Origin of the sequence: Mycobacterium sp. ENV421 (assembly GCF_002887815.1) — a bacterium.
Taxonomy (GTDB): Bacteria; Actinomycetota; Actinomycetes; order Mycobacteriales; family Mycobacteriaceae; genus Mycobacterium.
Genome location: NZ_PDHO01000001.1, coordinates 388,942 through 414,456 on the forward strand (window position 1 = coordinate 388,942; position 25,515 = coordinate 414,456).

General features: G+C 68.1%; 28 protein-coding genes. 20 read left to right on the top strand and 8 right to left on the bottom strand.

The window, feature by feature from the left end; translation table 11 throughout:
- Window positions 1-17 precede the first annotated feature (17 nt).
- The 6 genes from CRM90_RS01785 to deoC all read left to right on the top strand — a co-directional run bounded on the left by CRM90_RS01785 (window position 18) and on the right by deoC (window position 3,945).
- Window positions 18-1,352, top strand: coding sequence for a DUF445 domain-containing protein (locus CRM90_RS01785; protein WP_233209113.1), 1,335 nt, complete (start codon window positions 18-20; stop codon window positions 1,350-1,352).
- A 92-nt stretch (window positions 1,353-1,444) separates the two neighbouring features.
- On the top strand, window positions 1,445-1,837 hold the full coding sequence (locus CRM90_RS01790; RefSeq protein ID WP_102805282.1) for a helix-turn-helix domain-containing protein: 393 nt from the start codon (window positions 1,445-1,447) through the stop codon (window positions 1,835-1,837).
- 65 nt (window positions 1,838-1,902) lie between these two features.
- Window positions 1,903-2,517 (top strand): heparin-binding hemagglutinin, encoded by a 615-nt coding sequence (locus tag CRM90_RS01795; RefSeq protein ID WP_102805283.1) that lies wholly within the window; start codon window positions 1,903-1,905, stop codon window positions 2,515-2,517.
- A gap of 53 nt (window positions 2,518-2,570) precedes the next feature.
- Window positions 2,571-2,846: a DUF2516 family protein gene (locus CRM90_RS01800; RefSeq protein ID WP_199189745.1), complete on the top strand. Its 276-nt coding sequence runs from the start codon at window positions 2,571-2,573 to the stop codon at window positions 2,844-2,846.
- Between the two features lie 50 nt (window positions 2,847-2,896).
- Complete coding sequence (locus tag CRM90_RS01805; protein ID WP_102805393.1) at window positions 2,897-3,262, top strand: DUF2599 domain-containing protein; 366 nt, start codon at window positions 2,897-2,899, stop codon at window positions 3,260-3,262.
- The gene (gene deoC / locus CRM90_RS01810) at window positions 3,262-3,945 is read left to right on the top strand and encodes a deoxyribose-phosphate aldolase (RefSeq protein ID WP_199189733.1); all 684 of its coding nucleotides are present in this window, start codon (window positions 3,262-3,264) and stop codon (window positions 3,943-3,945) included. The genes CRM90_RS01805 and deoC overlap by 1 nt, the downstream gene beginning before the upstream one ends.
- Here the strand turns inward: deoC and CRM90_RS01815 are convergent.
- Genes CRM90_RS01815 through CRM90_RS01835 form a run of 5 tightly spaced genes read right to left on the bottom strand, consistent with a single transcriptional unit; the run spans window position 3,942 to window position 7,519 of the window.
- On the bottom strand, window positions 3,942-4,877 hold the full coding sequence (locus CRM90_RS01815; protein WP_370509118.1) for an LmeA family phospholipid-binding protein: 936 nt from the start codon (window positions 4,875-4,877) through the stop codon (window positions 3,942-3,944). The genes deoC and CRM90_RS01815 overlap by 4 nt on opposite strands.
- Entirely contained in the window at window positions 4,874-5,695 is an 822-nt protein-coding gene (locus CRM90_RS01820; protein ID WP_102805285.1) for a carbon-nitrogen hydrolase family protein, read from the bottom strand. The genes CRM90_RS01815 and CRM90_RS01820 overlap by 4 nt, the downstream gene beginning before the upstream one ends.
- A 4-nt stretch (window positions 5,696-5,699) precedes the next feature.
- A complete protein-coding gene (locus CRM90_RS01825; RefSeq protein WP_102805286.1) occupies window positions 5,700-6,485 on the bottom strand; it encodes a class I SAM-dependent methyltransferase in 786 nt (261 codons plus the stop codon).
- Entirely contained in the window at window positions 6,478-6,990 is a 513-nt protein-coding gene (locus CRM90_RS01830) for a DUF2505 domain-containing protein (RefSeq protein WP_102805287.1), read from the bottom strand. Before CRM90_RS01830 ends, CRM90_RS01825 begins: the two co-directional genes overlap by 8 nt.
- Window positions 6,991-7,012: 22 nt before the next feature.
- Window positions 7,013-7,519 carry a DUF2505 domain-containing protein gene (locus CRM90_RS01835; RefSeq protein ID WP_102805288.1) on the bottom strand — a complete coding sequence of 169 codons (507 nt, stop codon included), beginning with the start codon at window positions 7,517-7,519 and terminating at the stop codon, window positions 7,013-7,015.
- A 5-nt stretch (window positions 7,520-7,524) separates the two neighbouring features.
- Here CRM90_RS01835 and CRM90_RS01840 point away from each other — a divergent pair, with 5 nt between their 5' ends.
- The 3 genes from CRM90_RS01840 to CRM90_RS01850 all read left to right on the top strand — a co-directional run bounded on the left by CRM90_RS01840 (window position 7,525) and on the right by CRM90_RS01850 (window position 11,174).
- Window positions 7,525-8,613 carry a UDP-N-acetylmuramate dehydrogenase gene (locus tag CRM90_RS01840; protein ID WP_102805289.1) on the top strand — a complete coding sequence of 363 codons (1,089 nt, stop codon included), beginning with the start codon at window positions 7,525-7,527 and terminating at the stop codon, window positions 8,611-8,613.
- A 119-nt stretch (window positions 8,614-8,732) separates the two neighbouring features.
- Window positions 8,733-9,695 carry a hypothetical protein gene (locus tag CRM90_RS01845; RefSeq protein WP_102805290.1) on the top strand — a complete coding sequence of 321 codons (963 nt, stop codon included), beginning with the start codon at window positions 8,733-8,735 and terminating at the stop codon, window positions 9,693-9,695.
- A 75-nt stretch (window positions 9,696-9,770) separates the two neighbouring features.
- Window positions 9,771-11,174 (top strand): L,D-transpeptidase, encoded by a 1,404-nt coding sequence (locus tag CRM90_RS01850; protein ID WP_102805291.1) that lies wholly within the window; start codon window positions 9,771-9,773, stop codon window positions 11,172-11,174.
- Here the strand turns inward: CRM90_RS01850 and CRM90_RS01855 are convergent.
- Entirely contained in the window at window positions 11,158-11,907 is a 750-nt protein-coding gene (locus CRM90_RS01855; RefSeq protein ID WP_102805292.1) for an SDR family NAD(P)-dependent oxidoreductase, read from the bottom strand. The two genes, CRM90_RS01850 and CRM90_RS01855, sit on opposite strands and share 17 nt — an antisense overlap.
- 194 nt (window positions 11,908-12,101) lie before the next feature.
- Between CRM90_RS01855 and CRM90_RS01860 the strand changes: the two genes are divergently transcribed.
- The 6 genes from CRM90_RS01860 to CRM90_RS01885 all read left to right on the top strand — a co-directional run bounded on the left by CRM90_RS01860 (window position 12,102) and on the right by CRM90_RS01885 (window position 18,162).
- Window positions 12,102-13,511 (top strand): ROK family protein, encoded by a 1,410-nt coding sequence (locus CRM90_RS01860; RefSeq protein WP_233209114.1) that lies wholly within the window; start codon window positions 12,102-12,104, stop codon window positions 13,509-13,511.
- Between the two features lie 20 nt (window positions 13,512-13,531).
- Window positions 13,532-14,827, top strand: coding sequence for a D-inositol-3-phosphate glycosyltransferase (gene mshA, locus CRM90_RS01865; RefSeq protein WP_102805396.1), 1,296 nt, complete (start codon window positions 13,532-13,534; stop codon window positions 14,825-14,827).
- Between the two features lie 47 nt (window positions 14,828-14,874).
- A complete protein-coding gene (locus CRM90_RS01870; RefSeq protein ID WP_102805397.1) occupies window positions 14,875-15,381 on the top strand; it encodes a type III secretion system chaperone family protein in 507 nt (168 codons plus the stop codon).
- Between the two features lie 12 nt (window positions 15,382-15,393).
- Window positions 15,394-16,140: a phosphoglyceromutase gene (locus CRM90_RS01875; protein WP_102805293.1), complete on the top strand. Its 747-nt coding sequence runs from the start codon at window positions 15,394-15,396 to the stop codon at window positions 16,138-16,140.
- Between the two features lie 133 nt (window positions 16,141-16,273).
- Window positions 16,274-17,479 (top strand): sensor histidine kinase, encoded by a 1,206-nt coding sequence (locus CRM90_RS01880; protein WP_102805294.1) that lies wholly within the window; start codon window positions 16,274-16,276, stop codon window positions 17,477-17,479.
- Window positions 17,476-18,162 carry a winged helix-turn-helix domain-containing protein gene (locus tag CRM90_RS01885; RefSeq protein WP_036343195.1) on the top strand — a complete coding sequence of 229 codons (687 nt, stop codon included), beginning with the start codon at window positions 17,476-17,478 and terminating at the stop codon, window positions 18,160-18,162. The genes CRM90_RS01880 and CRM90_RS01885 overlap by 4 nt, the downstream gene beginning before the upstream one ends.
- 28 nt (window positions 18,163-18,190) lie before the next feature.
- Here the strand turns inward: CRM90_RS01885 and CRM90_RS01890 are convergent, their stop codons facing one another.
- Entirely contained in the window at window positions 18,191-19,564 is a 1,374-nt protein-coding gene (locus CRM90_RS01890; protein ID WP_233209115.1) for a sugar transferase, read from the bottom strand.
- A 354-nt stretch (window positions 19,565-19,918) separates the two neighbouring features.
- Window positions 19,919-20,740, bottom strand: coding sequence for a DUF3109 family protein (locus CRM90_RS01895; RefSeq protein WP_199189734.1), 822 nt, complete (start codon window positions 20,738-20,740; stop codon window positions 19,919-19,921).
- A 51-nt stretch (window positions 20,741-20,791) separates the two neighbouring features.
- Between CRM90_RS01895 and CRM90_RS01900 the strand changes: the two genes are divergently transcribed.
- From CRM90_RS01900 to proC, 5 genes are all read left to right on the top strand, one after another.
- Window positions 20,792-21,805: a Ppx/GppA family phosphatase gene (locus tag CRM90_RS01900; protein WP_102805297.1), complete on the top strand. Its 1,014-nt coding sequence runs from the start codon at window positions 20,792-20,794 to the stop codon at window positions 21,803-21,805.
- Window positions 21,802-22,788: an Rv0497 family membrane protein gene (locus tag CRM90_RS01905; protein WP_102805298.1), complete on the top strand. Its 987-nt coding sequence runs from the start codon at window positions 21,802-21,804 to the stop codon at window positions 22,786-22,788. The genes CRM90_RS01900 and CRM90_RS01905 overlap by 4 nt, the downstream gene beginning before the upstream one ends.
- A gap of 7 nt (window positions 22,789-22,795) precedes the next feature.
- Window positions 22,796-23,641, top strand: coding sequence for a sugar phosphate isomerase/epimerase family protein (locus tag CRM90_RS01910; RefSeq protein ID WP_102805299.1), 846 nt, complete (start codon window positions 22,796-22,798; stop codon window positions 23,639-23,641).
- A gap of 40 nt (window positions 23,642-23,681) precedes the next feature.
- Window positions 23,682-24,479, top strand: coding sequence for a thioesterase family protein (locus CRM90_RS01915; RefSeq protein WP_102805300.1), 798 nt, complete (start codon window positions 23,682-23,684; stop codon window positions 24,477-24,479).
- Between the two features lie 77 nt (window positions 24,480-24,556).
- A complete protein-coding gene (proC, locus tag CRM90_RS01920; protein ID WP_102805301.1) occupies window positions 24,557-25,420 on the top strand; it encodes a pyrroline-5-carboxylate reductase in 864 nt (287 codons plus the stop codon).
- Window positions 25,421-25,515 lie beyond the last annotated feature (95 nt).

The following is a 25,515-nucleotide window of genomic DNA, read 5'->3' on the forward strand; positions in this document are numbered from 1 at the left end:
TAGCGGATGATGGTGGAGTGGCAGCCAAACATCGCCTCCCGGGGTTGCCCGCGGAGGCAGTCCGCACAGGTACCTCGCTTGCGGAATCGTTCGCCGGTGCCGACCCGGAGGCGGACGCGCAACGAGCACGTGCCCTGCGCCGGATGAAGGCGGTGGCGCTGAGCTTCCTGCTCGGTGCCACGGTGATTTTCTTGGCCTGCCGCTGGGGCCAGGCCCACGGCGGCCCGGCCTGGATCGGGTACGTCGGGGCGGCCGCCGAGGCCGGGATGGTCGGCGCGCTGGCCGACTGGTTCGCCGTCACCGCGCTGTTCCGCCACCCGCTGGGGCTCAAGATCCCGCACACCGCGATCATCAAGCGCAAAAAGGATCAGCTCGGCGAGGGGCTCGGCACGTTCGTGCGGGAGAACTTCCTGTCGCCCGCGGTGGTGGAGACCAAGCTGCGTGACGCCGAAGTCGCTGGGCGCCTTGGCAAGTGGCTATCCGAGCCGTCACATGCCGAGCGGGTCGCCACCGAGGCGGGCACCGTGCTGCGGGTCGTGGTGGAGCTGCTCAACGATGACGACATCCAGCAGGTCATCGATCGCACCATCGTCCGTCGTCTCGCCGAACCGCAGTGGGGGCCGCCGGTGGGCCGGGTGCTCGGGCAACTTCTGGCGGAGAACCGTCAGGAAGCCCTGATCCAGCTGCTGTGCGACCGCGCGTTCCAGTGGGCGCTCAATGCCGGCGACACGATCGAGCGGGTGGTCACCCGTGACTCACCAAGCTGGTCACCGAAATTCGTCGACCAGCTGGTGGGGGACCGGATTCACCGTGAGCTCATGGATTTCACCGACAAAGTGCGGCGCGACCCGAATCACGAACTGCGGCAATCGGCCAACCGATTCCTGTTCGAGTTCGCCAGCGATCTGCAGAACGACGATGCGACCATTGCGCGCGCCGAAGCGGTCAAAGAGCAGCTGATGGAACGCGACGAGGTCGCACGGGCGGCCGAGACGGCGTGGAAGACGTTGAAACGCTTGGTACTCGAGGGCGTCGACGACCCGCAGAGCACCCTGCGAACCCGCGTCACCGAGTCGGTGATGCGGATCGGGGAGTCGCTGCGCGACGATGCCGAACTCCGCGACAAGGTGGACAACTGGATCGTGCGCGGCGCGCAGCACCTGGTCGCCCAGTACGGGGCGGAGATCACCACGATCATCACCGACACCATCGAGCGCTGGGACGCCGACGAGGCGAGCCGGCGCATCGAGTTGCATGTCGGACGCGACCTGCAATTCATCCGGATCAACGGCACCGTGGTGGGCTCGCTGGCCGGCTTGATCATCTACACCGTGGCGCAATTACTGTTCTGACCTGCGCTAGCACGAGTGCTTGCAAAAGCTAGCACCCCCGCGTAGGGTGGCGTTCGTACGCATCGGACACCCATCGCGGCGGGAGGGAACTCATGGCGCAAGACGGCGATCTTCAGGCCGTGGTATCCAACGCCGCGCATGACATCGGTGGCTTCATCAGGGCGCAGCGTGAAGCCGCTCAGGTTTCGGTGCGGCAGTTGGCCGAGAAGGCCGGTGTCAGCAACCCGTACCTCAGTCAGATCGAACGGGGACTGCGGAAGCCGTCTGCGGAGGTGCTGAGCCAGATCGCCAAGGCGCTGCGGCTATCGGCCGAGGTGCTCTACATCCGGGCGGGAATTCTCGAGCCCGGGGAGGCGAGCTTGGTGCACGACGCGATCATCGGCGACACCGTGATCACCGAGCGTCAGAAGCAGGTGCTGCTCGATATCTACACCTCGTTCTGTCAGCAGAACGAAGCTGCCCGTGAGGAGTTCCTCACTGAGTAACAGACCAGCAACCCACGAAAACCATTACCAGACAACAACATCCACATGTGAAAGGAGCCACTACGATGGCTGAGAACAACCCCAATGTCGAAGATCTGAAGGCCCCGCTGCTCGCTGCGGTCGGCGCTGCCGATCTGGCCCTGGCCACCGTCAACGAAATCCTCGCGACTCTGCGTGACCGTGCCGAAGAGGCCCGCAGCGAGGCCAGCACCCGCGTCGAAGAGCGTCGCGCCGCGCTGACCAAGCTGCAGGAAGACCTGCCGCAGCGCGCCGAGGAGCTGCGCGGCCGGCTGTCCAGCGAGGAGCTGCGCAAGGCTGCGGAGGGCTACGTCGAGTCGGCCACCGCGACCTACAACAGCCTCGTCGAGCGCGGCGAGGCCGCCCTGGAGCGCCTGCGCAGCCAGTCGGACCTCAAGGACGTCGCCGCTCGTGCCGAGGGCTACGTCGACCAGGCCGTCGAGCTGACCCAGGAGGCCCTGGGCAACGTGTCGTCGCAGACCCGCGCCGTCGGTGAGCGCGCCGCCAAGCTGGTCGGTGTCGAACTGCCCGCCAAGGCCACCCCCGCCACGAAGGCCGCTCCGGCCAAGAAGGCGCCGGCCAAGAAGGCCGCCCCGGCCAAGGCTGCGGCCAAGAAGGCTCCCGCCAAGAAGGCGCCGGCCAAGAAGGTCACCCAGAAGTAAGCAGAAGCAATTCGTCGTAAGGACAAGACCCGCCTACGCTTGTAGCCGTGATGCTGCAAGGTGTGGCGGGTCTTGTTCTTCAGGTCGTCTTCTGGGTGGTCACCGCGGTGACCATCTATGCGTTCGTCAATGCGGCGATGCAGCGACCGGATGCTTACACCGCGGCCGAGAAACTCACCAAGCCGGTGTGGCTGGTGATCCTCGGTGTCGCGGGTCTGCTGTCGCTGTTCCTGGGCGTCACCGGCGTGGCGATTGCCGCTGTGGCCACCGGCGTCTACCTGGTGGACGTGCGGCCCAGGCTGCTCGAGGTCCAGGGGAAGTCGCGCTGAGCGCTCGACGCCGTCTGGCCGCGGTGCTCCTGGCCGGCCCGGTCGGGCTGATGCTCGCCGCTCCGGCCGCCGCCGCGCCCACTCCCGCTCCGCCGTACATCGACCACGTCACGTGGGCCGCCTGGGGCGATCTGAAAAGCCTGCGGGTCTATCCCACATCGGCCGGCCGCGCGGTGGCCGGTCAGTTGCTCAAGCCGCAGACCGACATCGACGAAGCCTGGGGTGAGGTGCTGGCGCTGGCACCCGAGGCCGACCTGCCCGGGATGCGGGACCAGTTCGTCTGCCACTTCCGGTTCGCGGAGTTCGGTCAGCCCGGCAAGACCAGCTGGAATCTGGAGCCGTGGCGGCCGGTGGTCGACGACCAGACCATGACCGAAGCCGGCTGCAATCCGGGTGGCCTCGAGGAGCCGTTCTGATGCTGACCCCCGCTCAGGTCGCCGCACTGGTCGACCACACGCTGCTCAAGCCCGAGGCCACCGACGCTGACGTGATTGCGCTGGTCGACGAGGCCGTGGACCTCGGCGTGCTGGCGGTCTGTGTGTCCCCGTCGATGGTGTCCGTCGCCGTCAAGGCCGCGAGCGCGCATCCGGAGGCCCTGGTCGTCGCCGCTGTCGCCGGGTTCCCGTCGGGCAAGCACCTGCCGGTCATCAAGGCGCAGGAGGCTCTCGCGGCGGTCGACGACGGTGCCACCGAGATCGACATGGTCATCGACGTCGGGGCCGCCCTGGCCGGCGACATCGCCCAGGTGGCGGCCGACATCGCGACCGTCCGTTCCGCGGTGCCCGGAGCTGTCCTGAAGGTCATCGTCGAATCGGCCGCCCTGCTGAGCCTGGCCGACGAGGACACCCTGGTCGCGGTGTGCCGGGCCGCCGAGGAATCGGGAGCCGACTTCGTCAAGACCTCCACCGGATTCCATCCCGCCGGCGGCGCATCCGTGGTCGCGATCGAGATCATGGCGGCGACCGTGGGTGGTCGGCTCGGCGTCAAAGCCAGCGGCGGTATCCGCACCGCCGAGCACGCGATCGCGATGCTCGACGCGGGCGCGACCAGGCTGGGCCTGTCCGGGACGCGAGCGGTGCTCGACGGGTTGGCGGGCTAGACCCCGGCGAAGCAGGGATCCTGCTGGCCGTTGGGGATGGTCGCGTTCTGGGTGACGAACTTGGCCGTGACGCCCTCGTCGGTGACCGCGACGCTGTCCGCGTGAATGCCCATCGGCAGGTTCTTCGTCAGCGTCGACATGAAGGCGTCCAGCGCCGGCTGCACGGTTTCCCGCGGCAGCGTGAAGCCCAGCCCGGTCAGATTCACCACCTGCAGGGTGAGGCCGCCGTTGGAGATCGCCGGCTTGGTGGTGATGGAGCCCATCGCGCTCTTCAGCTCGATTGTGCCGTCCGACGGGCTCGTGCTCACGCCGCTGACCAGGCTGCCGAAGAACGGGATGGCGTTCTGCACGGTCTCCTTGATGCCGTCCTTGGTCCAGGCGATCGTGGCGTCCAGCGAACCCATCGTGCCGGCCGAGTTCGCGGTCTGGTCAATCCGGATGTCATCGAGCCACAGGTCGAGCTTCATGCCCTTGGCCCCGCGAATCTGATTGCCGGCGGTCTGCACGTGGATGTCGCTGTAGTGCTTCGACAGGTGCTGCAGCAGGAAGGGCCGCGCGCCGAACGAGACATCGGCCTGGTCCTGCACCACGCAGGAGACGGCCCGCGACACCACGGTGTCGGCCTCGTGGCGCACGTAGAGTTCGGTGCCCAGCAGCCCGGCAATCACCACGGCCAGCACGATGACCAGTACCAGCACGATCGACAGCGGGTCGCGCAGGAACCCCCGCTTACCCTCGTCCGGCTCCTCGCCGGGCGGTGTCTGCGACGGCGGGGGCATATGCGGGATGTGCTGAGTCGGCGCGTCAGCGGGGCCGCCCGGTCGGGGGATGTACTCGGTGGGTGTGCCTTGACCCGGGGAGGCGGCCCATGCCGGCGTGGTCGGGTCGCCGGGGCCGACGGGATGGTTGGGGCCCTGTGGCGGATTCGTCACCTGGGCGATTCTGCCTTATCAATCTGAGCGAACTCTGAGCGGTTACGCAGCACCGCGAGGGTTTCCCTGGTCGGCGCGACCCGATCGATGTCGATGTCGGTCACCAGGAGCTGCGGATCGGCGCCCGCCACGGCGACCACTTCACCGAGCGGCGAGGCCACCACACTGCCGCCGACACCGGTCGGCGCCTTGGTCGACGTCGCCAGCTCGTCGCCCGGGTAACCCTGGTCGACGGCGGCGACGAAAGACTGCGAGTCCAGCGCGCGAGCGCGGGCCAGCAGGGTCCACTGCTCCAATTTGCCCGGCCCTGCGCCCCACGAGGCATGCACGGTGATGAGCTGCGCCCCGCGGTCGGCGAGTTCGGTGTAGAGCGCGGGGAACCGGACGTCGTAACACAGCGTGATCCCGACGCCGACGCCGTCGACGGTGATCACGACGGGTTCCCGGCCGGGGGCCACCGCCTCGGATTCAGCAAATCCGAACGCGTCGTACATGTGGATCTTGTGATAGTGCGCGTCGACGTCTGGTCCCGTCGCCAGGATCGTGTTGGTGACCCGCCCGTCGGGGGCGGGAGTGAACATCCCGGCCAGCACGGTGATGCCCGCACCCTGCGCGATGCGGCGCACCTCGTCAGCCCAGGCGCCGTCGAGTGGTTCGGCCACCGGGGCCAGCGGCACCCCGAAGCGGCACATCGTGCCTTCCGGGAAGGCCACCAGCCGGGCACCGGCGTCGGCGGCGCGACGGGTGTAGTCCTCGACCAGCTTCAGGTTCACGGCCGGGTCGGTGTCCGACAGCAGCTGGGCCAGCGCAATCCGCATGGCTTCAGCCTACGTCCGGTGCGACCGTCGACCAGGGCACGGTGAGCACCGCATCCCGGACGGTGCGGCGCTGTGCCTCGATGGGGGCACCGGCCGCCCGCAGCTCGGCCAGCATCGCGCGCCAGCGATCACGCGGGCCGAACACCGAATGCCCGGCCGCGCTCGCCCACGCCCGGTCCGCCGACGACAACAGGTCGTGGATAGGCTGGCCCGGAACATTATGGTGGATAAGCACTTTCGGCAACCGCTCGGCCAGGTCGGACGGGCGGTCGATATGTCGGGGGTCGCACGCCAGGGTGAGGCTCACCGGTCCGTCGCGGTCCAGCAGCACCCAGCAGCAGCGCCGCCCGAGCTCGTCGCAGGTGCCGTCGACGATCAGCCCGCCCGGCGCCAGCTGGGCCCGCATCTGCGCCCACGCCTGGTCCACCGCCTCTTCGGGGTACTGCCGCAGCACGTTGAACGCCCGCACGAGGACCGGATGCAGGCCCGCGAGTTCGAAACCGCCGACCCTGAACTCGACCCCGTCGACGTCGGGCACCACCCGCTGCGGGTCGATCTCCAGCCCGACGACCCGCACATCGGGCCGGACCGCGCGAAGGCGTGCGGCCAATTCCAGTGTGGTGACCGGCAATCGGCCGTACCCGAGGTCGACGATCACCGGGGTGGTGGCCGACTCCAGCGCCGCGCGCACCCGGGGGGAGTTGACCATCCAGCGATCGGCACGCCGCAGCCGGTTGGCGTTGGTGGTGCCGCGGGTGGGGACACCCACCGGCCGTGGTGGTCTAGTGATGGCTGGCGATCCAGTCGCGGGTGAAATCCCGTTCGTTGTCGAACAATCCGCGCAGACCGTCCAGTACCCACTTTTCGATCTTGCCGCCGAGGAGTGGCACGTTGACCTTGCAGAGGCTGCGCAGGCGCAGTTCGCTTCCCGCGCCGGTCTGCTGAAGGACGTAGGTGCCGTCGAAGTCCAGCGGGGCGGCGGGCACCAGTGCCCGATAGTGCCCGTCGGCCGAGTTCGTCCCGGCGTCGAACGGGTCGAAATGTTGCTCGCGGGTGATGGTGAGCCGCAACGGAACCACCGCGGCGATCATCGACGGCATATCGCGGCGCGACACGGTGTGGGTGAACACGATGTCGGTGCCGTTGGCGTCGGAGTGGAAACGCGTCATCTCTGAATCCGTGTGCTGCTGATGCTCGGCGACGAGGTCTTCCCAGTACTCGCGACTGGTGAAGCTCTGGTAGAGCTCAGCGACGGGCTTGTCGAGCCCGATGACGTAGTCCATGCGGCGGGACATGTGCCCAACGGTACCTGTGACGTCAGCTGTTCTCGGCGATCCACCTGGTGGTGAACTGCTGCTCGGCGATCAGAAGGTCGACGAGTTGGTGGCCGATGAAATTCTCCACCTTGCCGCCCACCAGGGGGATGCGAACCTCGACCGTGGCGCGAAAAGCCAAGTGCGCCTGTAACTCTGCCGGTGTCAGGTGAGCACTTCCGGTCAATGACACCGGCGCTCCGGGGATGGCGCCGCTGACAGTTGCCTCGGCTGTGCCGTCGACCAGTCCGGTCCAGCTCTCCACCCGGCGAATTTCGAGATCGCCGTGGTGGAACTGGGTGACCACGGCAGGCAGTCGGTCGACTCTGAGCACCTGGGTGGTCGCCACGTCGACGCCACCGCCGGCCGTCAACCGAATCGAGTCGAGCGACGCGTGGTCGGCACCGGAATCGGCCAACCGCGCCAGCCAGTACTGCTCGTCGCGCAGAGCCCGGTGCACTTGTTCGACGCTGCCCTCGTAGGCGGTGGCCATGTCGAATGAGCGCGGCATAGCTGGTGAGGCTACCGTTACGGGCCGTGGCAGCTGGGAACTCATACGGTGGCGCGGCGGTTGCCGAGAACGTGTCGCTGGCTCCGCTGACCACCCTGCGGGTCGGTCCGGTCGCGCGTCGCCTCATCACCTGCACCACCACCGAGCAGATCGTGTCGACATTGGGCACCGTCGATGGCGACTCCGACGGCCCGGTTCTGGTGCTGGCCGGGGGTTCCAACGTGGTGATCGCCGACGACCTCACCGACCTGACCGTCGTGCTGCTGGCCAGCCGAACCATCAGCATCCAGGGCGGGCTGCTTCGCGCCGAGGCAGGCGCGGTCTGGGATGACCTGGTCGTCGCCGCCGTCGCGGCCGGGCTCGGCGGACTGGAGTGCCTGTCCGGGATCCCGGGGTCGGCGGGCGCCACCCCGGTGCAGAACGTGGGCGCCTACGGCGTGGAGGTGGCCGACTGCCTGACCCGCGTCCGGCTGCTCGAGCGGCGCAGCTCGATGGTGCGGTGGGTGCCCGCCGCGGATCTGGGTCTCGGCTACCGGCACAGCGATCTGAAGGGCTCGTCCGACGTGGTGGTGCTGGAGGTGGAATTCGGCCTGGACACCGACGGTCGCTCGGCTCCGCTGCGGTATGCCGAGCTGACCGGGGCGCTCGGCGTGCCTATGGGGGAGCGGGCCGCACCTGCCGACGTGCGCAGCGCCGTGTTGTCGTTGCGCGCCCGCAAAGGCATGGTGCTCGACGCCGACGACCATGACACCTGGAGTGTCGGATCGTTCTTCACCAATCCTGTTGTCCCCGCGGGGCAATTCGAAGAGCTGCAGGGCCGGGTGGACGGCCCGGTGCCGCACTATCCGGGCGACGACGGGGTCAAGCTGGCGGCCGGCTGGCTGGTCGAGAACGCCGGTTTCGGCAAGGGTTACCCCGGCCCGGATGGTGCACCGTGCCGGCTGTCGACCAAGCATGCGCTGGCGTTGACCAACCGCGGGGGTGCGACCACCGCCGACGTCCTGGCGCTGGCGCGCACGGTCCGCGACGGTGTGCGAGACAGCTTCGGCATCACTTTGGTGCCGGAACCGGTGCTGGTCGGCTGTTCGCTGTAGGCACTTCCGGTGCCCGGTCCGCGAATATTCTGATAATTAACCCGCGCGACGAAAAATGCGGAGAATGGTGGGTGTCAGCCCGGCACCGGGTTTGCTTAGATCATCTACGGGGGATGTGAATGGCTACTGCCAGCACCAAAACTGTCAATCGCGGACGCAACCGCACACTGGGCGTCAAGACATGGCTGGGGGCGGGGGCACTGACCCTCGGCGTCGGCGCCGCACTGGCCGGCGCCACTGCTGTCGCGTCGGCTGATACCGGCGGCCATTCGGCGTCGGGTTCGGCCTCCTCGAGCTCGTCCGGCAAGTCCGACGCCGGGCCCAAGCGCACCGTGGCCGCCTCGGCCCGCACGGTCGCCAAGGTGACGACGGCTCCCTCGAGCGCGGCGGTCTCCAAGCCCGCAGCCAGCGTCAAACCGGCCGCCAAGGTCAAGACAGCCACCGCCAACGCCGCGATTCCGCCGATCAACCAGACCATCGACACGCCGTTCGGCCCGATCTCGTTCGTGGCGAATGTGACCATCCCGGATCCCGGCCAGAGCGGTGCGGTGACGGTGGACGTGACCGCCAAGACTCCGATCGGCGGTGCCAAGTTCTCGCTCGGCGGCACCCAGACGTTTGTCGCAGGGCCGCCGACCACCAGCACGACGGCGTTAACCGAAGGAACTCTCCAAGTGCCGCCGGCGGTGGCATTCGCCGCCAGCGCGGCCGGGGCGTTCGTCGGCGCCGGACTCAGCGCGGCCGACAGCCTGAACACCTTTGTCACCGCCGCACGCAGCGGAAACGTGGTGGGGGCGTTCGTCGCCTGGGCGGCGGCCGCACCGAAGTTCACAAATGCGCTGCTGTTCGGCAGCAGCACGCTCGACCTGCCGATCCCGACCGGCGGAACAGGTCCGGCGATCGTTGCGCACATCCCCGTCGGCGGGTTCTTCTCCCCGGCTCGGTCGCTGCGGGTGACCTGGGATGAGTACAGCACCGACCAGTCCGGCGTCACGGTGACGCTGAGCGCCGGCGACATCGTGTTTGCCGGATCGAAGTTCGGCGGTGCCGCACCGGCGTTCCTGGCGATCTTCGGCCTCTGATCCCGCGGGGGTGGGGCGAATCCCACATTCCGCCGATTGGCCGCCGGGCGGCTGGGTTCCGTATCTTGGATTGACGTGAGCCCAGCCGACCGACCGCCGATCAACCGGCGACGCGCTTTGGCAGCGCTGGCGGTCGGCGTTGCCGCGCCCAGTGCGCTGGCGGCATGCATGAGTGGCCCTGGCAAACAGGCCGAGAAGCAGGGACCCCCGCCGAAGGCGTCGCTGAACTTCACCCCGGCCGACGACGCCAAGGATGTGCTGCCCACCAACCCGGTGAGCCTCGAGGTCAAAGACGGCTGGCTCCAGCACGTCGCGCTGACCAATGCCGACGGCAATCCCGTGGCCGGCACGCTCAATCGCGATCGCACCGCCTTCACCGTCACCGAACCGCTGGGCTACGGCGCGTCCTACACCTGGACCGGTTCGGCGGTCGGACGCGACGGGCAGGCGGTACCAATCGCCGCGGCGTTCACCACGATCAACCCCACCAAACAGGTCAACGGCCAGTTCCAGCTGTCCGACGGGCAGACCGTCGGGGTGGCCGCGCCGATCATCTTGCAGTTCGACGCCGCGATCGACGACGAGCACAAGCCGGATGTCGAAAGGGCGCTGACCGTCACCACCACGCCGCCGAACGAGGGCAGTTGGGCCTGGCTTCCCGACGAGGTGGGCGGCTCGCGGGTGCACTGGCGCACCAAGGAGTACTACCAACCGGGAACCAAGGTCCACGTCGACGCGCGGCTCTACGGGGTGAAGTTCGGCGATGACTCCTTCGGCGCGACGGACTCGACGCTGGACTTCGAGATCGGCCGCCGGCAGGTGGTCAAGGCCGATGCGACGTCGCACCGCATCCAGGTGATCACCGACGAGGGCGTGATCATGGACTTCCCGTGCAGCTATGGCGAAGCCGACAAGCCCCGCAACGTGACCCGCAGCGGCATTCACGTCGTCAGCGAGAAGTACGCCGACTTCTACATGACGAACCAGGCCGCCGGATATTCGAATGTCCATGAGCGCTGGGCGGTTCGGATCTCCAACAACGGCGAGTTCATCCACGCCAACCCGGCCAGCTCCGGTGCGCAGGGCAATACCAACGTCACCAACGGCTGCATCAACCTGTCCACCGGCGATGCCGAGCAGTACTTCGGCACCGCCGTGTACGGCGACCCGGTCGAGGTGACCGGCACGTCGATCCAGCTGTCCTACGCCGACGGCGACATCTGGGACTGGGCGGTGGACTGGAACGAATGGAAGGCCATGTCGGCGCTGTCCGACACCCAGCCCGAGACCAGCATCCCGAGCAGCGCACCGGCCACCCCGAGCGACGCGCCGACCCTGTCTGGCACACCCACGACGACGACCCCGACAACGACGAGTTCGTCGTCGGCGACGTCCACGACGAGTTCCACCACCACCTCTACGGCGACCACCTCTACGGCGACCCCGACGACGACCGATTCGGCTACGAGCGGCGGTTGAACCGGCTGGCGCTGGCCTGATCGCGGGGCCGCAGCACGATCTGGTCCAGGTTGACGTGCGACGGCCGTGACGCCACGAAGCCGATCACCTCGGCGACGTCGGCGGCGACCAGCGGGGTGATTCCCGAGTAGACCGCGTCGGCGCGCTGTTCGTCGCCGCCGAAACGAACCAGCGAGAATTCCGTCTCCACCGCCCCGGGCGCAATCTCGGTGAGCCGCACCGGTTTTCCGAGGAGTTCGCCGCGCAGCGTCCGGTGCAGAGCGCCCTGGGCGTGCTTGGCGGCGGTATACCCGCCCCCGTTGTCATAGACCTCGAGCGCGGCGATCGAGGTGACCGTGACGATCAGCCCGTCACCGGATTCGATGAGCTTGGGCAGCAATGCGCGCGTCACCCGCAGTGTCCCGAGGACGTTGGTCTCCCACATCCAGCGCCAGTTGTCCATGTTCGCCTCGGCGATCGATTCCAGGCCTTTGGCACCGCCGGCGTTGTTGACCAGGACATCCACCCGCGGCACGCTCTGGGCCAGCGCGGCGACGGCGGCATCGTCGGTGACGTCGGCCACAATGGCGGTGCCGCTGATCTCGTCGGCCAGCCGTTCGATGCGATCGGCCCTGCGCGCCACCGCGACCACGTGAAAGCCAAGGGCGGCAAGAGCTCTCGAGGTCGCCTCGCCGATGCCGGAGCTCGCCCCGGTCACTACCGCTACACGGGAATGGGCGTCTGGAGTGATCATCGAACCAACTCTAGTAACTGTGCTAAGTTCGCCAACGTGATCCGAATCGGTCTGACCAGTTGTCTGGTCGCGCACACCGCGTGTTGTTGTCACGCGACTCGCTGCGCCTGACCCGACCGGACTTTCTCCTCTCGTCCGCTCACGTCGCCAGGTGTGGCATCTGCTCCCACCTGAAGACTCGAGAAGGACACCCCATGCGTACCGTCGCTCTTTCGTCCCGCGATCCGCTCCGTACTTCCGCCAATGACGCGGCCCGCATCCCCGCCAATGACGCGGCCCGCATCCCCGCCAATGACGCGGCCCGCATCGCCGTTCATGACGCGGCCCGCCCGCATCCCCTGCGGACCCGCCGCCACGTCGTGGCCCCGTCACTGCGGGTTCCCGATGGGGCTGCCGCATCGGTCTTCGCGGCCGTCCGCCAGCGTGGCGCCATCGGCCGCGATGTGATCGCCCAGGTCACCAACCTGTCGATCGCCACGGTGAACCGGCAGGTCGCCGCATTGCTGGATGCCGGGATCCTGCGTGAGCGGGCCGATCTGGCCGTGTCGGGCGCGATCGGCCGTCCGCGCGTCCCGGTCGAGGTTCGTCACGAACCGTTCCTGACTCTCGGCATCCACATCGGCGCGCGCACCACGAACATCGTTGCGACCGACCTGCTCGGCCGCACCCTGGACGCGGTCGAGACCCCGACGCCGCGCGGTGGTCAGGCTGCCGCACTGGCGTCGTTGGCCGGCAGTGCCCGTCGCTACCTGAGCCGCTGGCATCGTCGCCGTCCGTTATGGATCGGCGTGGCGATCGGTGGTGTGGTCGACAGCGGCACGGGCCACGTCGACCACAGCCGGTTGGGGTGGACACAGGCCCCCGTGGGCCCGGTGCTGGCCGAGGCGTTGGGTCTGCCGGTGTCAGTGGCATCCCACGTGGACGCGATGGCCGGCGCCGAACTGCTGCTCGGGCTGCGTCGTCCGCAGGCCCAGGCGTCGAGCAGCCTGTACGTCTACGCCCGTGAGACCGTCGGCTTCGCGCTGGTGATCGGCGGCCGGGTGCACAGCCCGATCAGCGGCCCCGGCACCATCGCCGCGCTGCCGGTGACCTCCGAATTACTCGGCGGCAGTGGGCAACTGGAGTCGACAGTCAGCGACGAGGCGGTGCTGGCCGCGGCCCGCGAGCGTGGCATCGTGCCCGGCTCCGGCCCCGGCGCGTCGATGACTACGCTGCTGCGCACCGCCCGCCAGGGCGATACCCCGACCGCGGCGCGCGCCCGGGAATTGCTTGCCGAGCGGGCCCGCGTCCTGGGCGGCGCGGTGGCCCTGCTGCGCGACATGCTCAACCCCGACGACCTGGTGGTCGGCGGCCAGGCCTTCACCGAATACCCCGAGGGCATGCAGTTGGTCGAGGCCGCGTTCGCCGAGCGGTCGGTGCTGCCCCACCGCGATATCCGGATGACCGCGTTCGGCAACCGGGTGCAGGAGGCCGGCGCCGGGATCGTCTCACTGGGCGGCCTGTACGCCGATCCGATCGGCGCGCTGAGACGGGCACAGAACCGTCGCGAAGCCCTGAACGCGACGGGTGTAAAGATGGAGGCGTGCGGCACGCCCGGGAACTGAGCGACAGCTCGGCCGATGCGATGCCGCGGCGCGTCGCGGTGTTGTCGGTGCACACCTCCCCGCTGGCTCAGCCCGGGACCGGTGACGCCGGCGGAATGAACGTCTACGTACTGCAGACCGCGTTGCACCTGGCCCGGCGCGGGGTGGAGGTGGAGATCTTCACCCGGGCGACGTCGTCGTCGGATCAGCCGCTGGTCCGGGTGGCCCCCGGGGTGCTGGTGCGCAATGTCGTGGCGGGGCCGTTCGAGGGACTCGACAAATACGACCTACCCACCCAGCTGTGCGCGTTCACCGCCGGAGTGCTGCGCGCCGAGGCCAACCACGAGCCCGGCTACTACGACATCGTGCATTCGCATTACTGGCTCTCCGGCCAGGTCGGCTGGCTGGCCCGCGACCGGTGGGCAGTGCCGTTGGTGCACACCGCCCACACGCTGGCCGCGGTGAAGAACGCCGCCCTGGCCGACGGCGACTCGCCGGAGCCTCCGCTGCGCGCGGTGGGCGAACAGCAGGTGGTCGACGAGGCCGACCGGCTGGTCGTCAACACCGAAGATGAAGCACACCAGCTCATTTCGCTGCACAACGCGGACCCGCGGCGGATCGATGTGGTGTACCCGGGCGTCGATCTGGAGACGTTCACCCCCGGCGACCGACGCACTGCGCGAGCTGCGCTCGGCCTCCCCGACGGCGAGCGCGTGGTCGCCTTCGTCGGGCGTATCCAGCCGCTCAAAGCACCCGATGTGCTGTTGCGCGCCGCCGCCCGGCTGCCCGGTGTGCGGGTGCTGGTGGCCGGTGGCCCGTCGGGCAGCGGCCTGGCCGCGCCCGATGCGTTGGTGAGCCTCGCCGCCGAACTGGGTATTGCAGACCGGGTGACATTCCTTCCGCCCCAGTCGCGCGAGCAACTCGTCAACGTCTATCGCGCCGCCGATCTGGTCGCCGTGCCCAGCTATTCGGAGTCGTTCGGTCTGGTCGCGGTGGAGGCGCAGGCGTGCGGGACGCCCGTGGTCGCCGCCGCGGTCGGCGGGCTGCCGGTGGCCGTATCCGACGGAGTCAGCGGTGCGCTGGTCGCCGGCCACGAGCCCGGCCAATGGGCCGACGCGATCGCCACTGTGCTGGCCCGCGACCCCGACGAGCTCAGCCGAGCGGCCGTCGAGCACGCGCAGGGGTTCTCCTGGGCGCACACCGTCGACGGACTGCTGACCAGCTACGGCCACGCGATCGACGACTATGCCAGTGCCCGGCACCGTCGCGCGGCCGGTGACGCGCTGGCCAAGCGCAACGGGCGGCGCTGGTCGATGCGGCGCGGGGTGCGGCTGTGAGTGGCGAGCGAGAAGCCGAAGGCGGATCGCGCGTCGGCGCCGCGGACGTGCATCAGGTCATCGAGAAGACGCTGGACGAGCACGGGCTGGTCTACAGCCGCCACGAAGGCGCCCACGGCGGGTTGCCGGGACTGATCGTCGAGCTGCCGGGGGAGCGCAAGCTGACGACCAACACCCTGCTGAGCGTCGGTGAGCATTCGGTGCGCGTCGAGGCGTTCGTCTGCCGGCAGCCCGACGAGAACCACCAGGGCGTCTACCGGTTCCTGCTCAAGCGCAACCGCCGGCTGTACGGGGTGGCCTACACGCTGGACAACATCGGCGACATCTATCTGATCGGGCGGATGGCGCTGGAGGCGGTGACCGCCGACGAGCTGGACCGGGTCCTCGGCCAGGTGCTCGAGGCCGTCGACTCCGACTTCAACACCCTGCTGGAACTGGGCTTCAAGTCGTCCATCCAGAAGGAGTGGGCGTGGCGGGTGTCGCGTGGCGAATCGCTGAAGAACCTGGCGGCCTTCGAGCACCTCATAGACGAGGACGACCAAACGGGGTCGTGAGAGGATTCCGGCATGGCTGACTCCACACTGATTCTGCTGCGGCACGGCGAAAGCGAATGGAACGCGCTGAACCTGTTCACCGGCTGGGTGGACGTCGACCTCACCGACAAGGGTCGCGCTGAGGCGGTGCGCGGCGGAAAGCTGATGGCCGAGCAGGGACTGCTGCCCGACGTGCTGTACACCTCGCTGCTGCGCCGCGCGATCACCACCGCCCACCTGGCGCTGGACGCCGCCGACCGGCTGTGGATCCCGGTGACGCGCAACTGGCGGCTCAACGAGCGGCACTACGGCGCCCTGCAGGGCCTCGACAAGGCCGAGACCAAGGAAAAGTACGGCGAGGAGCAGTTCATGCTGTGGCGGCGCAGCTACGACACACCGCCGCCGCCCATCGAGAAGGGCAGCCAGTACAGCCAGGACGCCGATCCGCGCTACGCCGACATCGACGGCGGCCCGCTGACCGAATGCCTTGCCGACGTCGTGGCCCGCTTCGTCCCGTACTTCACCGAGACGATCGTCCCGGACCTGCAGGCGGGCAAGACGGTGCTGATGGTCGCGCACGGCAACTCGCTGCGAGCCCTGGTGAAGTATCTGGACAACATGTCCGATGCCGACGTCGTGGGCCTGAACATCCCGACCGGCATACCGCTGCGCTACGACCTGGACGCCGATCTGAAGCCACGGGTGCCGGGCGGCACCTACCTGGATCCCGAGGCCGCCGCCGCCGGCGCGGCCGCGGTCGCCAGCCAGGGCGCCAAGTAATTCCGGCGCTCACCTCGGATTTGGCAAACACGGGGTAAACGGGGGCGGAATACATGCGCGCTGAGAGTGTGACGTGTACCGATTTGGCCGCACGCTGCTGGGATGACGTTCACCGGATGCGTACCCTTTTCCTGTGAGTGTTGGCTCGGTGGTACTACTGGCCACCGCCGCAGCGCTGGTAGCGCTTGCTTGCGGACTCGGAATCGGGGCCGCACTCACCCCACGGATCCTGGAACGCAGGCAGCGCCGCGCGATCACCGAAGCCGGCATCACGGTGTCGCAGATGCTGCAGCATGTGGTGTCGCTGGCGCCGATCGGGATGGTGGTCGTCGACTCCCATCGCGACGTGGTGTTCATCAACGACCGCGCCACCGAACTCGGCATCGTGCGGGACCGCCAGCTCGACGAGCGGGCCTGGACGGCCGCCCAACGCGTGCTCGCCACCGGTGAGGGCGTCGAGGTCGACCTGTCCCAGCCGCAGCGCGCGGCGGCCGGCCGGTCGGGGCTGTCGGTGCGTGGGCACGTGCGGCTGCTGAGCAAGCAGGATCCCCGTTTCGTCGTGGTCTACGTCGACGACCAGTCCGAGCAGGCCCGGATGGAGGCCAGCCGGCGCGATTTCGTGGCCAACGTCAGCCACGAACTCAAGACCCCGGTGGCCGCGATGGGCGTGCTGGCCGAGGCGCTGCTGGAGTCGGGCGACGATGCCGAGACCGTGCGCCACTTCGGCAAGAAGATCCTCACCGAATCGCAGCGGCTGGCGAACATGGTCCGCGAGCTGATCGAACTGTCCCGCCTGCAGGGTGCCGAACCGCTTCCCGACCTCGACAGTGTCGACGTCGATTCCGTTGTCACCGAAGCTATTTCGCGACACAAAGTGGCTGCCGACAATGCTGACATCACGGTGACCACCGACGCGCCGAGTGGGTTCCGGGTGTTGGGTGACCAGTCGCTGTTGGTCACCGCGCTGGCCAACCTGATCTCCAACGCGATCGCATACTCACCGGACGGATCGAAGGTGTCGATCAGTCGCCGTCGTCGTGGCGACAACATCGAGATCGCCGTCACCGACCGGGGTATCGGGATCGCCCGCGCCGATCAGGAGCGGGTGTTCGAACGGTTCTTCCGGGTCGACAAGGCGCGCTCGCGGGCCACCGGCGGCACCGGCTTGGGGCTGGCCATCGTCAAACACGTGGCGGCCAATCACAACGGCAGCATCCGGCTGTGGAGCCAGCCGGGCACCGGCTCGACGTTCACCCTGTCCATTCCCGCCTATCCACATACCGACGATGACGAACCGGCCGACCTTTCGGCCATTGACGAGGAGGCACTACGCCAATGACCAATGTGTTGATCGTGGAAGACGAAGAGTCGCTGGCCGACCCGCTGGCGTTCCTGCTGCGCAAGGAGGGGTTCGAGGCCACCGTGGTCGGCGACGGCCCGTCGGCGCTGGCTGAATTCGACCGGTCGGGGGCCGACATCGTGCTGCTCGACCTGATGCTGCCGGGCATGACCGGCACCGACGTGTGTAAGCAGCTGCGGGCCCGCTCCAGCGTGCCGGTGATCATGGTGACCGCCCGCGACAGCGAGATCGACAAGGTCGTCGGTCTGGAACTCGGCGCCGACGACTACGTGACCAAGCCGTACTCAGCCCGCGAACTGATCGCCCGCATCCGCGCCGTGCTGCGTCGCGGCAGCGATACCGAGGACTCCGGCATCGGCGACGCGATCTTGGAGGCCGGCCCGGTGCGGATGGATGTCGAACGGCACGTCGTGACCGTTGGCAGCGAGCCGATCACCTTGCCGCTCAAGGAATTCGACCTGCTGGAGTACTTGATGCGCAACAGTGGACGGGTACTCACCCGCGGTCAGCTCATCGATCGGGTGTGGGGTGCGGACTATGTCGGGGATACCAAGACCCTCGACGTCCACGTCAAGCGTCTGCGCTCGAAGATCGAATCCGATCCGGCCAACCCGGTGCATCTGGTCACGGTGCGCGGTCTGGGCTACAAGCTGGAGGGCTAGACGCCCCGGGGGTTCCTGGCGGCGGGGCCTAGTAGGCGCCGTCGCCGCTCAGGACCGTCCTGATGGTCTTGGCGATGATCACCAGATCGCGGATGGGCGACCAGTTTTCGATGTAGCTGAGGTCGAGGCGGACGGCGTCCTCGAGGGGCAGGTCTGACCGTCCGCTGACCTGCCAGAGCCCGGTCAGTCCGGGCTTCACCGTCAGCCGCCTGCGGACCAGATCGTCGTAGGAGTCCACCTCGCGGCGCACCTGCGGGCGCGGCCCCACCACGCTCATGTCGCCGCGCAGCACATTGATGAACTGCGGCAGTTCGTCGATGCTGTACTTGCGAATGATCTTGCCCACGTGGGTGATCCGCGGGTCGTCCTTGTCTTTCCAGAACACCGGATCGCTGCCGTTGGCGGCGATCATCGCCTGCGCGTCGGCGTCGGCGCCGTCGACCATGCTGCGGAACTTGAGCATCGTGAACGTCGTGCCCTTGAACCCGATTCGTTCGGAGGCGTAGAACACCGGCCCGGGTCCGGAGAGCCGCACGGCGAGCGCGGCGAGGAAGAACACCGGCGCCATGATCGTCATCGCGGCGAGGGTGAACACGACGTCGAACACCCGCTTGGCCACGGAGTTGGCGCCGTCGTACTGGGGCTTGGTCACCTCGAACATCGCCATGCCGGCGACGGGTCGGCTGTGCAGCCGATCCTCGGCGATGTCGACCAGGCCGGGAGCGATCATCAGGTCCACGCCCAGCGAATCGAGTTCCCAGATCAGCCTGCGGATCTCGGTGGGATGCAGATGGTCGGTGGCGGCCAGGGCGACGGTGTGGGCGTCGGTGTGTCGGACGGCGTCGACGATCGCCTGGTCGATCCCGACGATCGGGATGTGGCGTCCGTCGACGTCGATGCCGTCGTGCTGTGCGGTCGGTCCGGTGGGTGTGCAGATCCCCACGACGCGGTAACCGGCGCCGGGATCTCGCACGAAGTTGGTGGCGACGTCGGCGGCGGTCCTGGCGCTGCCCACGACGAGCACCGAGATCTGGTGTTCGTCGCGGCGGAGTTCGGCGGCCGCCACCCGGCGCCAGCACAGTCGGCTGGTCAGAAGGCCGAGCAGGCCGACCGCGAAGACGACGGCGAGATAGGTTCGCGACACGTCGACGTGCAGGAGCAGCGCACCGATCGCGATCAGCCCGAAGAGTTGGAGGGTGGCGAGGATGACGCTCATGTATTCACCGACGTCGCGGCCCACCACCCGGCGGACGCGGTATCCGGTGAGGCCGAGCGCGGCCATCCACGAGGCGGCCAATGCCGCTGAGCCAACGGCGTAGGTCAGCAGGACAGCGGGGTGGCCGGCGAACAACGCCATCGTCGTGGCTGCCGAGGCAAGGCAAATAACGGTGGCATCAGTCAAGATCAATCGCCTGGAGTGCCGGAAGCGCCGGGTCTCGCGTCGGGAAGCCTGCGCCTGGTGCCAGAGCGGCGGGATGCTGTTCTCGTCAAATAACGATTCGGTTGAGTTTTGGCGAAGATTGTTGGGGCGGCTGTTACCGACTGAGATCCGGTTATCAGACTGTTCAGCCAACACAGCGAAGATCTGCTCCCGTAGTCACCGAACTGCTATTAACTGCACCGTAACCCTACTTAGGTCGCATGGCAACCTCAGCGGCGGATGACGAAGATCACGAGTTTTATACAGAGTGATGCAGAACTAGCAAATTACGGTCAGCGCGTGGTGGGGCTGGAGAGCCCGGGCGTGATAGGTGCGCTACTGCGCGGCGCGAGTGGCGGGGTGGATGGCGATCAGCGGAAATCCGCCACGCCGCCGGCACATCGCCGCCAACTCCGAGTACGCCTTCTCGCCGAGCAACTCGGTCAGCTCCGGGGCGTAGGACTGCCACACCTGCTTGGCGCCGACGTGGGCGGCCGGGTCACCGGTGCAGTACCAGTGCAGGTCGGCCCCGCCTTCGCCCCAGCCGCGCCGGTCGTATTCGGTGATGGTTGATTTCAGGATCTCCGAACCGTCCGGTCGGGTGATCCATTCCTGGACGCGCCGGATGGGGAGCTGCCAGCACACCTCGGGCTTCATGGTCAGCGGCTCGACCCCGAGCTTGAGCGCCTTGGTGTGCAGCGCGCAGCCGATGCCGGTCGGGAAACCCGGCCGGTTGAGGAAGATGCAGGCGCCCTTGTATTTGCGGGTGCGCAGGCTCGGTTTGTCGTCGAACTCGTCCATCTCGAGGTAGCCCTTGCGGCCCAGTCCCTTGTCCCGGAACTGCCAATCCTCGTCGGTCAGGTGTTTGACGGCATCGTCGAGATTGGCGCGGTCGTCGTCGTCGGACAGGAATGCCCCGTGCGAACAGCAACCGTCATCCGGCCGCCCCTCGACGGTGCCCTTGCAGGCCGGCGTACCGAACACGCACGTCCAATTCGACAGCAGCCAAGTCAAATCCGCGGCGATCAGATGTTCCGGATTGTCCGGGTCGTAGAACTCCACCCACTCGCGGGGGAAGTCCAGGTCAACTTCGCCAGGGTGCGCATCTGTCACAGCGCCCAACCGTAGTCCACCTGCGCGCCACCTTCGCGCTGGCATTTGCCCCATGTCGCAGGTGCCGCGCACGGAACGCAGGCTAGTTTTGTTCACGTGCGATTAGGCGTGCTCGACGTGGGCAGCAACACAGTTCATCTGTTGGTGGTCGATGCCCACCGCGGCGGGCATCCGACTCCGATGAGCTCGACCAAAGCCGCGCTGCGGCTCGCCGAGGCGATCGACGACTCCGGCAAGCTCACCCGCCGCGGTGCCGACAAGCTGATCGACACCATCGACGAGTTCGCCAAGATCGCGGCCAGTTCGGGCTGCGCCGACCTGATGGCCTTCGCCACCTCCGCGGTGCGCGACGCCAAGAACTCCGAGGATGTCCTTGCGCGTGTGCTCGCCGAAACGGGGGTGAACCTGCAGGTCCTGTCTGGTGCGAACGAGTCGCGGCTGACGTTTCTGGCGGTGCGCCGGTGGTACGGCTGGAGCGCCGGTCGCATCATCAACCTCGACATCGGCGGCGGCTCGTTGGAGCTGTCCAACGGCGTCGACGAAGCGCCCGAGGTGGCACTGTCGCTGCCGCTGGGCGCGGGCCGGCTCACCCGCGAGTGGCTCCCGGACGATCCGCCGGGCCGCCGCCGGGTCGCGATGCTGCGCGACTGGCTGGACAACGAGCTGGCCGAGGCCAGTTCCTTCGTCCTGGATGCCGGCCTCCCGGACCTTGCGGTCGCCACGTCGAAGACCTTCCGGTCGCTGGCGCGGCTCACCGGCGCCGCCCCGTCGGGTGCCGGGCCCAGGGTCAAACGAACGCTGACCCTCAACGGCCTGAGGCAGCTCATATCTTTCATCTCTAGGATGACCACGACAGATCGTGCCGAGTTGGAGGGAGTCAGTGCCGAGCGGGCGCCACAGATAGTGGCCGGTGCTCTGGTGGCGGAGGCGAGCATGCGAGCACTGTCATTGGAATCCGTGGACATCTGCCCGTGGGCGCTGCGCGAGGGTCTCATCCTGCGCCGACTCGACAGTGAAGCTGACGGAACTGCCCTGGTGGAAACCGCCGTGGGGGATGCTGGAAGCAAGAATTTTGATCGGTCGACTGCCCGATCGAGAGGCACACGATGACAGCACCAGATGACAGCGAGAACAGCAGGCCCATCTCGGTGGCCGAGCTGCTCGCGAAGAACGGAACGATCGGCTCACCGCCGGTCGGGGGGCGCCGCCGTCGTCGTCGCGGCAACAGTGACGCCGTGACTGTCGCCGAGTTGACCGGTGAGATCCCGATCTTCCGGACCGGCGAGATGCCCGTCGTGCGTGAGGACCGCGAGGACCACGTCGCCGAGGAGCCGGTCGAGCCTGCGCCGCCTGCCCAGCCGCCTGCCGTCACCAACGGCTCGGCCGCCGCGACGGCGGTGGTCGAGGACGACGAGACTGCGGAACACGGGGAACACGAGGACGAGACGCCGGAGCGGCCGTTCGACGGACCGCCGCCGCGCTCGGAGCGCCCGCTACCGCGACGCGAGCCGGGCCCGGAGCGCGCCTATGACCCGCGCCCGCAGCGCCGGCCCGAACCCACCCCCGTCGACGAATCGGACTCCGACGCCGAGCAGATGGCGTTCGACCCGGTCGACGAGGCGGCGCCGGTGCTCGACCTGACCGCCGACGAACAGGTCGACGAGGCAGCCGAGCTGCAGTCCTACCTGCGGTCGTCGGCCGGCGCCCTGTTCAGCGGCCAGACCGTCGCGGACGACCTCGCCCGCCGCGGTGTGGCGGTCGACGAGCACGATGACGACGCGGCATCGGCAGACCTCGACACCCAGGCGGACCATCCGCGCGAAGGCAAGCTCACCGCGCTCTGGCGCGGGCTGCTGGTGGCCGGGCAGTCGATCCTGGCCGTCGCGTTCGGTGCCGGGCTGTTCATCGCGTTCGACCAGCTGTGGCGGTGGAACAACATCGTCGCGTTGGTGCTTTCGGTGTTGGTCATCCTCGGTTTGGTGATCGCCGTCCGAATCGTCCGTAAGACCGAGGACATCGCCAGCACGCTGATCGCCGTGGCGGTCGGTGCGCTGGTGACCCTCGGACCGCTGGCGCTGCTGCAATCGACCTGATCCCTCAGTGCGCCCAGCCATCAAGGTCGGTCTGTCGACTGCCTCGGTCTATCCGCTGAGGACCGAGGCCGCATTCGAGTATGCGGCCGAATTGGGTTACGACGGAGTCGAACTCATGGTGTGGGCCGAAACCGTGAGCCAGGACGTCGGCGCCATCGCCAAGCTGTCCCGGCGGTACAACATGCCGGTGTTGTCGGTGCACGCGCCGTGCCTGTTGATCTCCCAGCGGGTGTGGGGTGCCAATCCCATCCCGAAGCTGACCCGCAGCGTGCAGGCCGCCGAGCGGCTCGGCGCGCAGACCGTGGTGGTGCATCCGCCGTTCCGATGGCAGCGCCGCTACGCCGACGGGTTCAGCGAACAGGTTGCCGAGTTGGAAAGCCGCAGTGACGTTCTGGTGGCGGTGGAGAACATGTTCCCGTTCCGGGCAGACAGGTTCTTCGGCTCCGGTGACTCGTCGATCGAGCGGATGCGCAAGCGCGGCGGCCGTCCGGGGGTGGGCATTTCGGCGTTCGCGCCGTCGTATGACCCGCTGGATGGCAACCATGCGCACTACACGTTGGACCTGTCCCATACCGCGACGGCGGGTACCGACGCCCTGGAGATGGCCGACCGGATGGGTGAGGGTCTGGTGCACCTGCACTTGTGCGACGGCAACGGTGCCTCGACCGACGAACACCTGGTGCCCGGCCGGGGAACCCAGCCGACCGCCGAGGTGTGCCAGATGCTGGCCGCGAGTGACTTCACCGGGCATGTGATCCTGGAGGTCACCACCTCGGGTGCGCGCACCAAGGCCGAGCGCGAGGCGCTGCTGGTCGAATCGCTGCAGTTTGCGCGCACCCACCTGCTGCGGTGAGTGCCGCGGCGCGCGGAATTGTTGTGTGAGAAAGGCATTGATGCACCCCCGGTTCGCCGACGCGATGATGTTGCACCCCGTCGAGGATGGTTTCGAGGCAAACCTCAACGAGCACTGGACAATTGGGCCCAAGATCCACGGCGGTGTGATGCTGGCGCTGTGCGCCAACGCCGCCCGGGCGGCGTATGGCGACCCGCAGTTCCAACCGGTCGCGGTGTCGGCGGACTTCCTGTCGGCGCCGGATCCCGGATCGGTTCGCCTGGTCACCACCGTGCAGAAGCGGGGACGCCGAATCGGTTTGGTCGACGTCGCCCTCACCCAGGGTGGGCGCACCTGCGTGCGCAGCGTCGTCACCCTTGGCGATCCCGAACATCACGTCGAGCCCCTGCTGTCGGCCAATCCGGTGACACCGCTGATGAGCGTCGAGCCGCCGGAGCACATCGAGCCGATCGGCCCGGGCCATCCGGCGGCGGCGGTCAACAATCTGGCGCGCGGCTGCGACATCCGCCCCGAGCTGGACGAGACCCACACCGAGTCCGGTGCGCCGGTGTTCAAGATCTGGGTGCGGCCCAAGGACGGGCCGGTGGACGTGTTGTTCGCGTTGATGTGTGGAGACATCTCGGTGCCGGCGTGCTACGCGGTGGGCCGCCGCGGCTGGGCGCCGACGGTGCAGATGACGGCGTACCTGCGCGGCATGCCCGACCAGGGTTGGCTGCGGGTGGCGTGCACGACGACCCAGATCGGCCAGGACTGGTTCGACGAGGACCACACCGTGGTGGACAGCGCCGGACGCATCATCGTGCAGACCCGCCAGCTGGCCTTGGTGCCCGCTCAGTGACGTCGGCGCGCAACGCCGCCGGGCCAGCGAAGCGCGCCGAAATCGTGGGGACCTCGAACGGCCGATAGGGTCTGCCCATGGCCAGAATCGCGATCATCGGCGGCGGCAGTATGGGCGAGGCGATCCTTGCGGGGCTGCTTCGGGCGGGCCGGCAGGTGAAGGACATCGTCGTCTCCGAACGCATGCCGGAGCGTGCCCACTACCTGGGCGAGAAGTATTCGATCCAGCTGGCTTCGGTGTCGGAGGCGGTGGAGACCGCGACATTCGTCATCGTGGCGGTCAAGCCCGGTGATGCCGAGTCCGTCGTCGCCGAGATCGCGGAGGCCGCCGCCCTGGCCGAGGGCGACAGCGTCGAGCAGGTCTTCGTGACCGTCGCCGCCGGGGTGACGATCGGCTTCTACGAATCGCGGCTGCCCGCCGGATCACCGGTCGTCCGGGTGATGCCCAATGCACCCGCTCTGGTCGGTGCGGGCGTCAGCGCCATGGCGCCGGGGCGGTTCGCAACCGCTGAGCAGCTCGCTGACGTCGCGGCGGTGTTCCGCTGCGTCGGCGACGTGTTGACGGTCCCGGAGAGCCAACTGGACGCCGTCACGGCCGTCTCCGGTTCGGGCCCCGCCTACTTCTTCCTGTTCGTCGAAGCATTGGTCGATGCCGCGGTCGCCAACGGGCTCGGGAGGGCCGTCGCGACGGACCTCGCCGTGCAGACCATGGCTGGATCCGCGGCGATGCTGCTGGAACGCCTCGACAGTCAGCGCGCTGCTGGCGAAGACGTCGGCCTGGACACGTCGCCGGCGCGGCTGCGGGCGATGGTCACATCACCTGGCGGCACCACTGCCGCTGGCCTGCGGGAACTCGAGAACGGTGGGCTGCGGGCGGCCCTTGCAGCTGCCATCGATGCCGCAAAAACCCGCTCTGAGCAGCTAGGAATTACATCAGAGTAGTTCAAGGAATTTCTGATGGATTGACCCACACCCGTCGCAGTAACCCCATCCGCCACGCTATTCTCCTCGTGTATGCACGGCTGGGTGCCAGCGGT

Coding starts and splice junctions, on each gene's coding strand:
- CRM90_RS01875 (WP_102805293.1), top strand. CDS start 15,394: ATGGCTGACTCCACACTGATTCTGCTGCGGCACGGCGAAAGCGAATGG.
- CRM90_RS01895 (WP_199189734.1), bottom strand. CDS start 20,740: ATGCCAGCGCGAAGGTGGCGCGCAGGTGGACTACGGTTGGGCGCTGTG.
- CRM90_RS01855 (WP_102805292.1), bottom strand. CDS start 11,907: ATGATCACTCCAGACGCCCATTCCCGTGTAGCGGTAGTGACCGGGGCG.
- CRM90_RS01845 (WP_102805290.1), top strand. CDS start 8,733: ATGGCTACTGCCAGCACCAAAACTGTCAATCGCGGACGCAACCGCACA.
- proC (WP_102805301.1), top strand. CDS start 24,557: ATGGCCAGAATCGCGATCATCGGCGGCGGCAGTATGGGCGAGGCGATC.
- CRM90_RS01915 (WP_102805300.1), top strand. CDS start 23,682: ATGCACCCCCGGTTCGCCGACGCGATGATGTTGCACCCCGTCGAGGAT.
- deoC (WP_199189733.1), top strand. CDS start 3,262: ATGCTGACCCCCGCTCAGGTCGCCGCACTGGTCGACCACACGCTGCTC.
- CRM90_RS01835 (WP_102805288.1), bottom strand. CDS start 7,519: ATGCCGCGCTCATTCGACATGGCCACCGCCTACGAGGGCAGCGTCGAA.
- CRM90_RS01820 (WP_102805285.1), bottom strand. CDS start 5,695: ATGCGGATTGCGCTGGCCCAGCTGCTGTCGGACACCGACCCGGCCGTG.
- CRM90_RS01860 (WP_233209114.1), top strand. CDS start 12,102: ATGCGTACCGTCGCTCTTTCGTCCCGCGATCCGCTCCGTACTTCCGCC.
- CRM90_RS01885 (WP_036343195.1), top strand. CDS start 17,476: ATGACCAATGTGTTGATCGTGGAAGACGAAGAGTCGCTGGCCGACCCG.
- mshA (WP_102805396.1), top strand. CDS start 13,532: ATGCCGCGGCGCGTCGCGGTGTTGTCGGTGCACACCTCCCCGCTGGCT.
- CRM90_RS01795 (WP_102805283.1), top strand. CDS start 1,903: ATGGCTGAGAACAACCCCAATGTCGAAGATCTGAAGGCCCCGCTGCTC.
- CRM90_RS01830 (WP_102805287.1), bottom strand. CDS start 6,990: ATGTCCCGCCGCATGGACTACGTCATCGGGCTCGACAAGCCCGTCGCT.
- CRM90_RS01790 (WP_102805282.1), top strand. CDS start 1,445: ATGGCGCAAGACGGCGATCTTCAGGCCGTGGTATCCAACGCCGCGCAT.
- CRM90_RS01805 (WP_102805393.1), top strand. CDS start 2,897: ATGCTCGCCGCTCCGGCCGCCGCCGCGCCCACTCCCGCTCCGCCGTAC.
- CRM90_RS01905 (WP_102805298.1), top strand. CDS start 21,802: ATGACAGCACCAGATGACAGCGAGAACAGCAGGCCCATCTCGGTGGCC.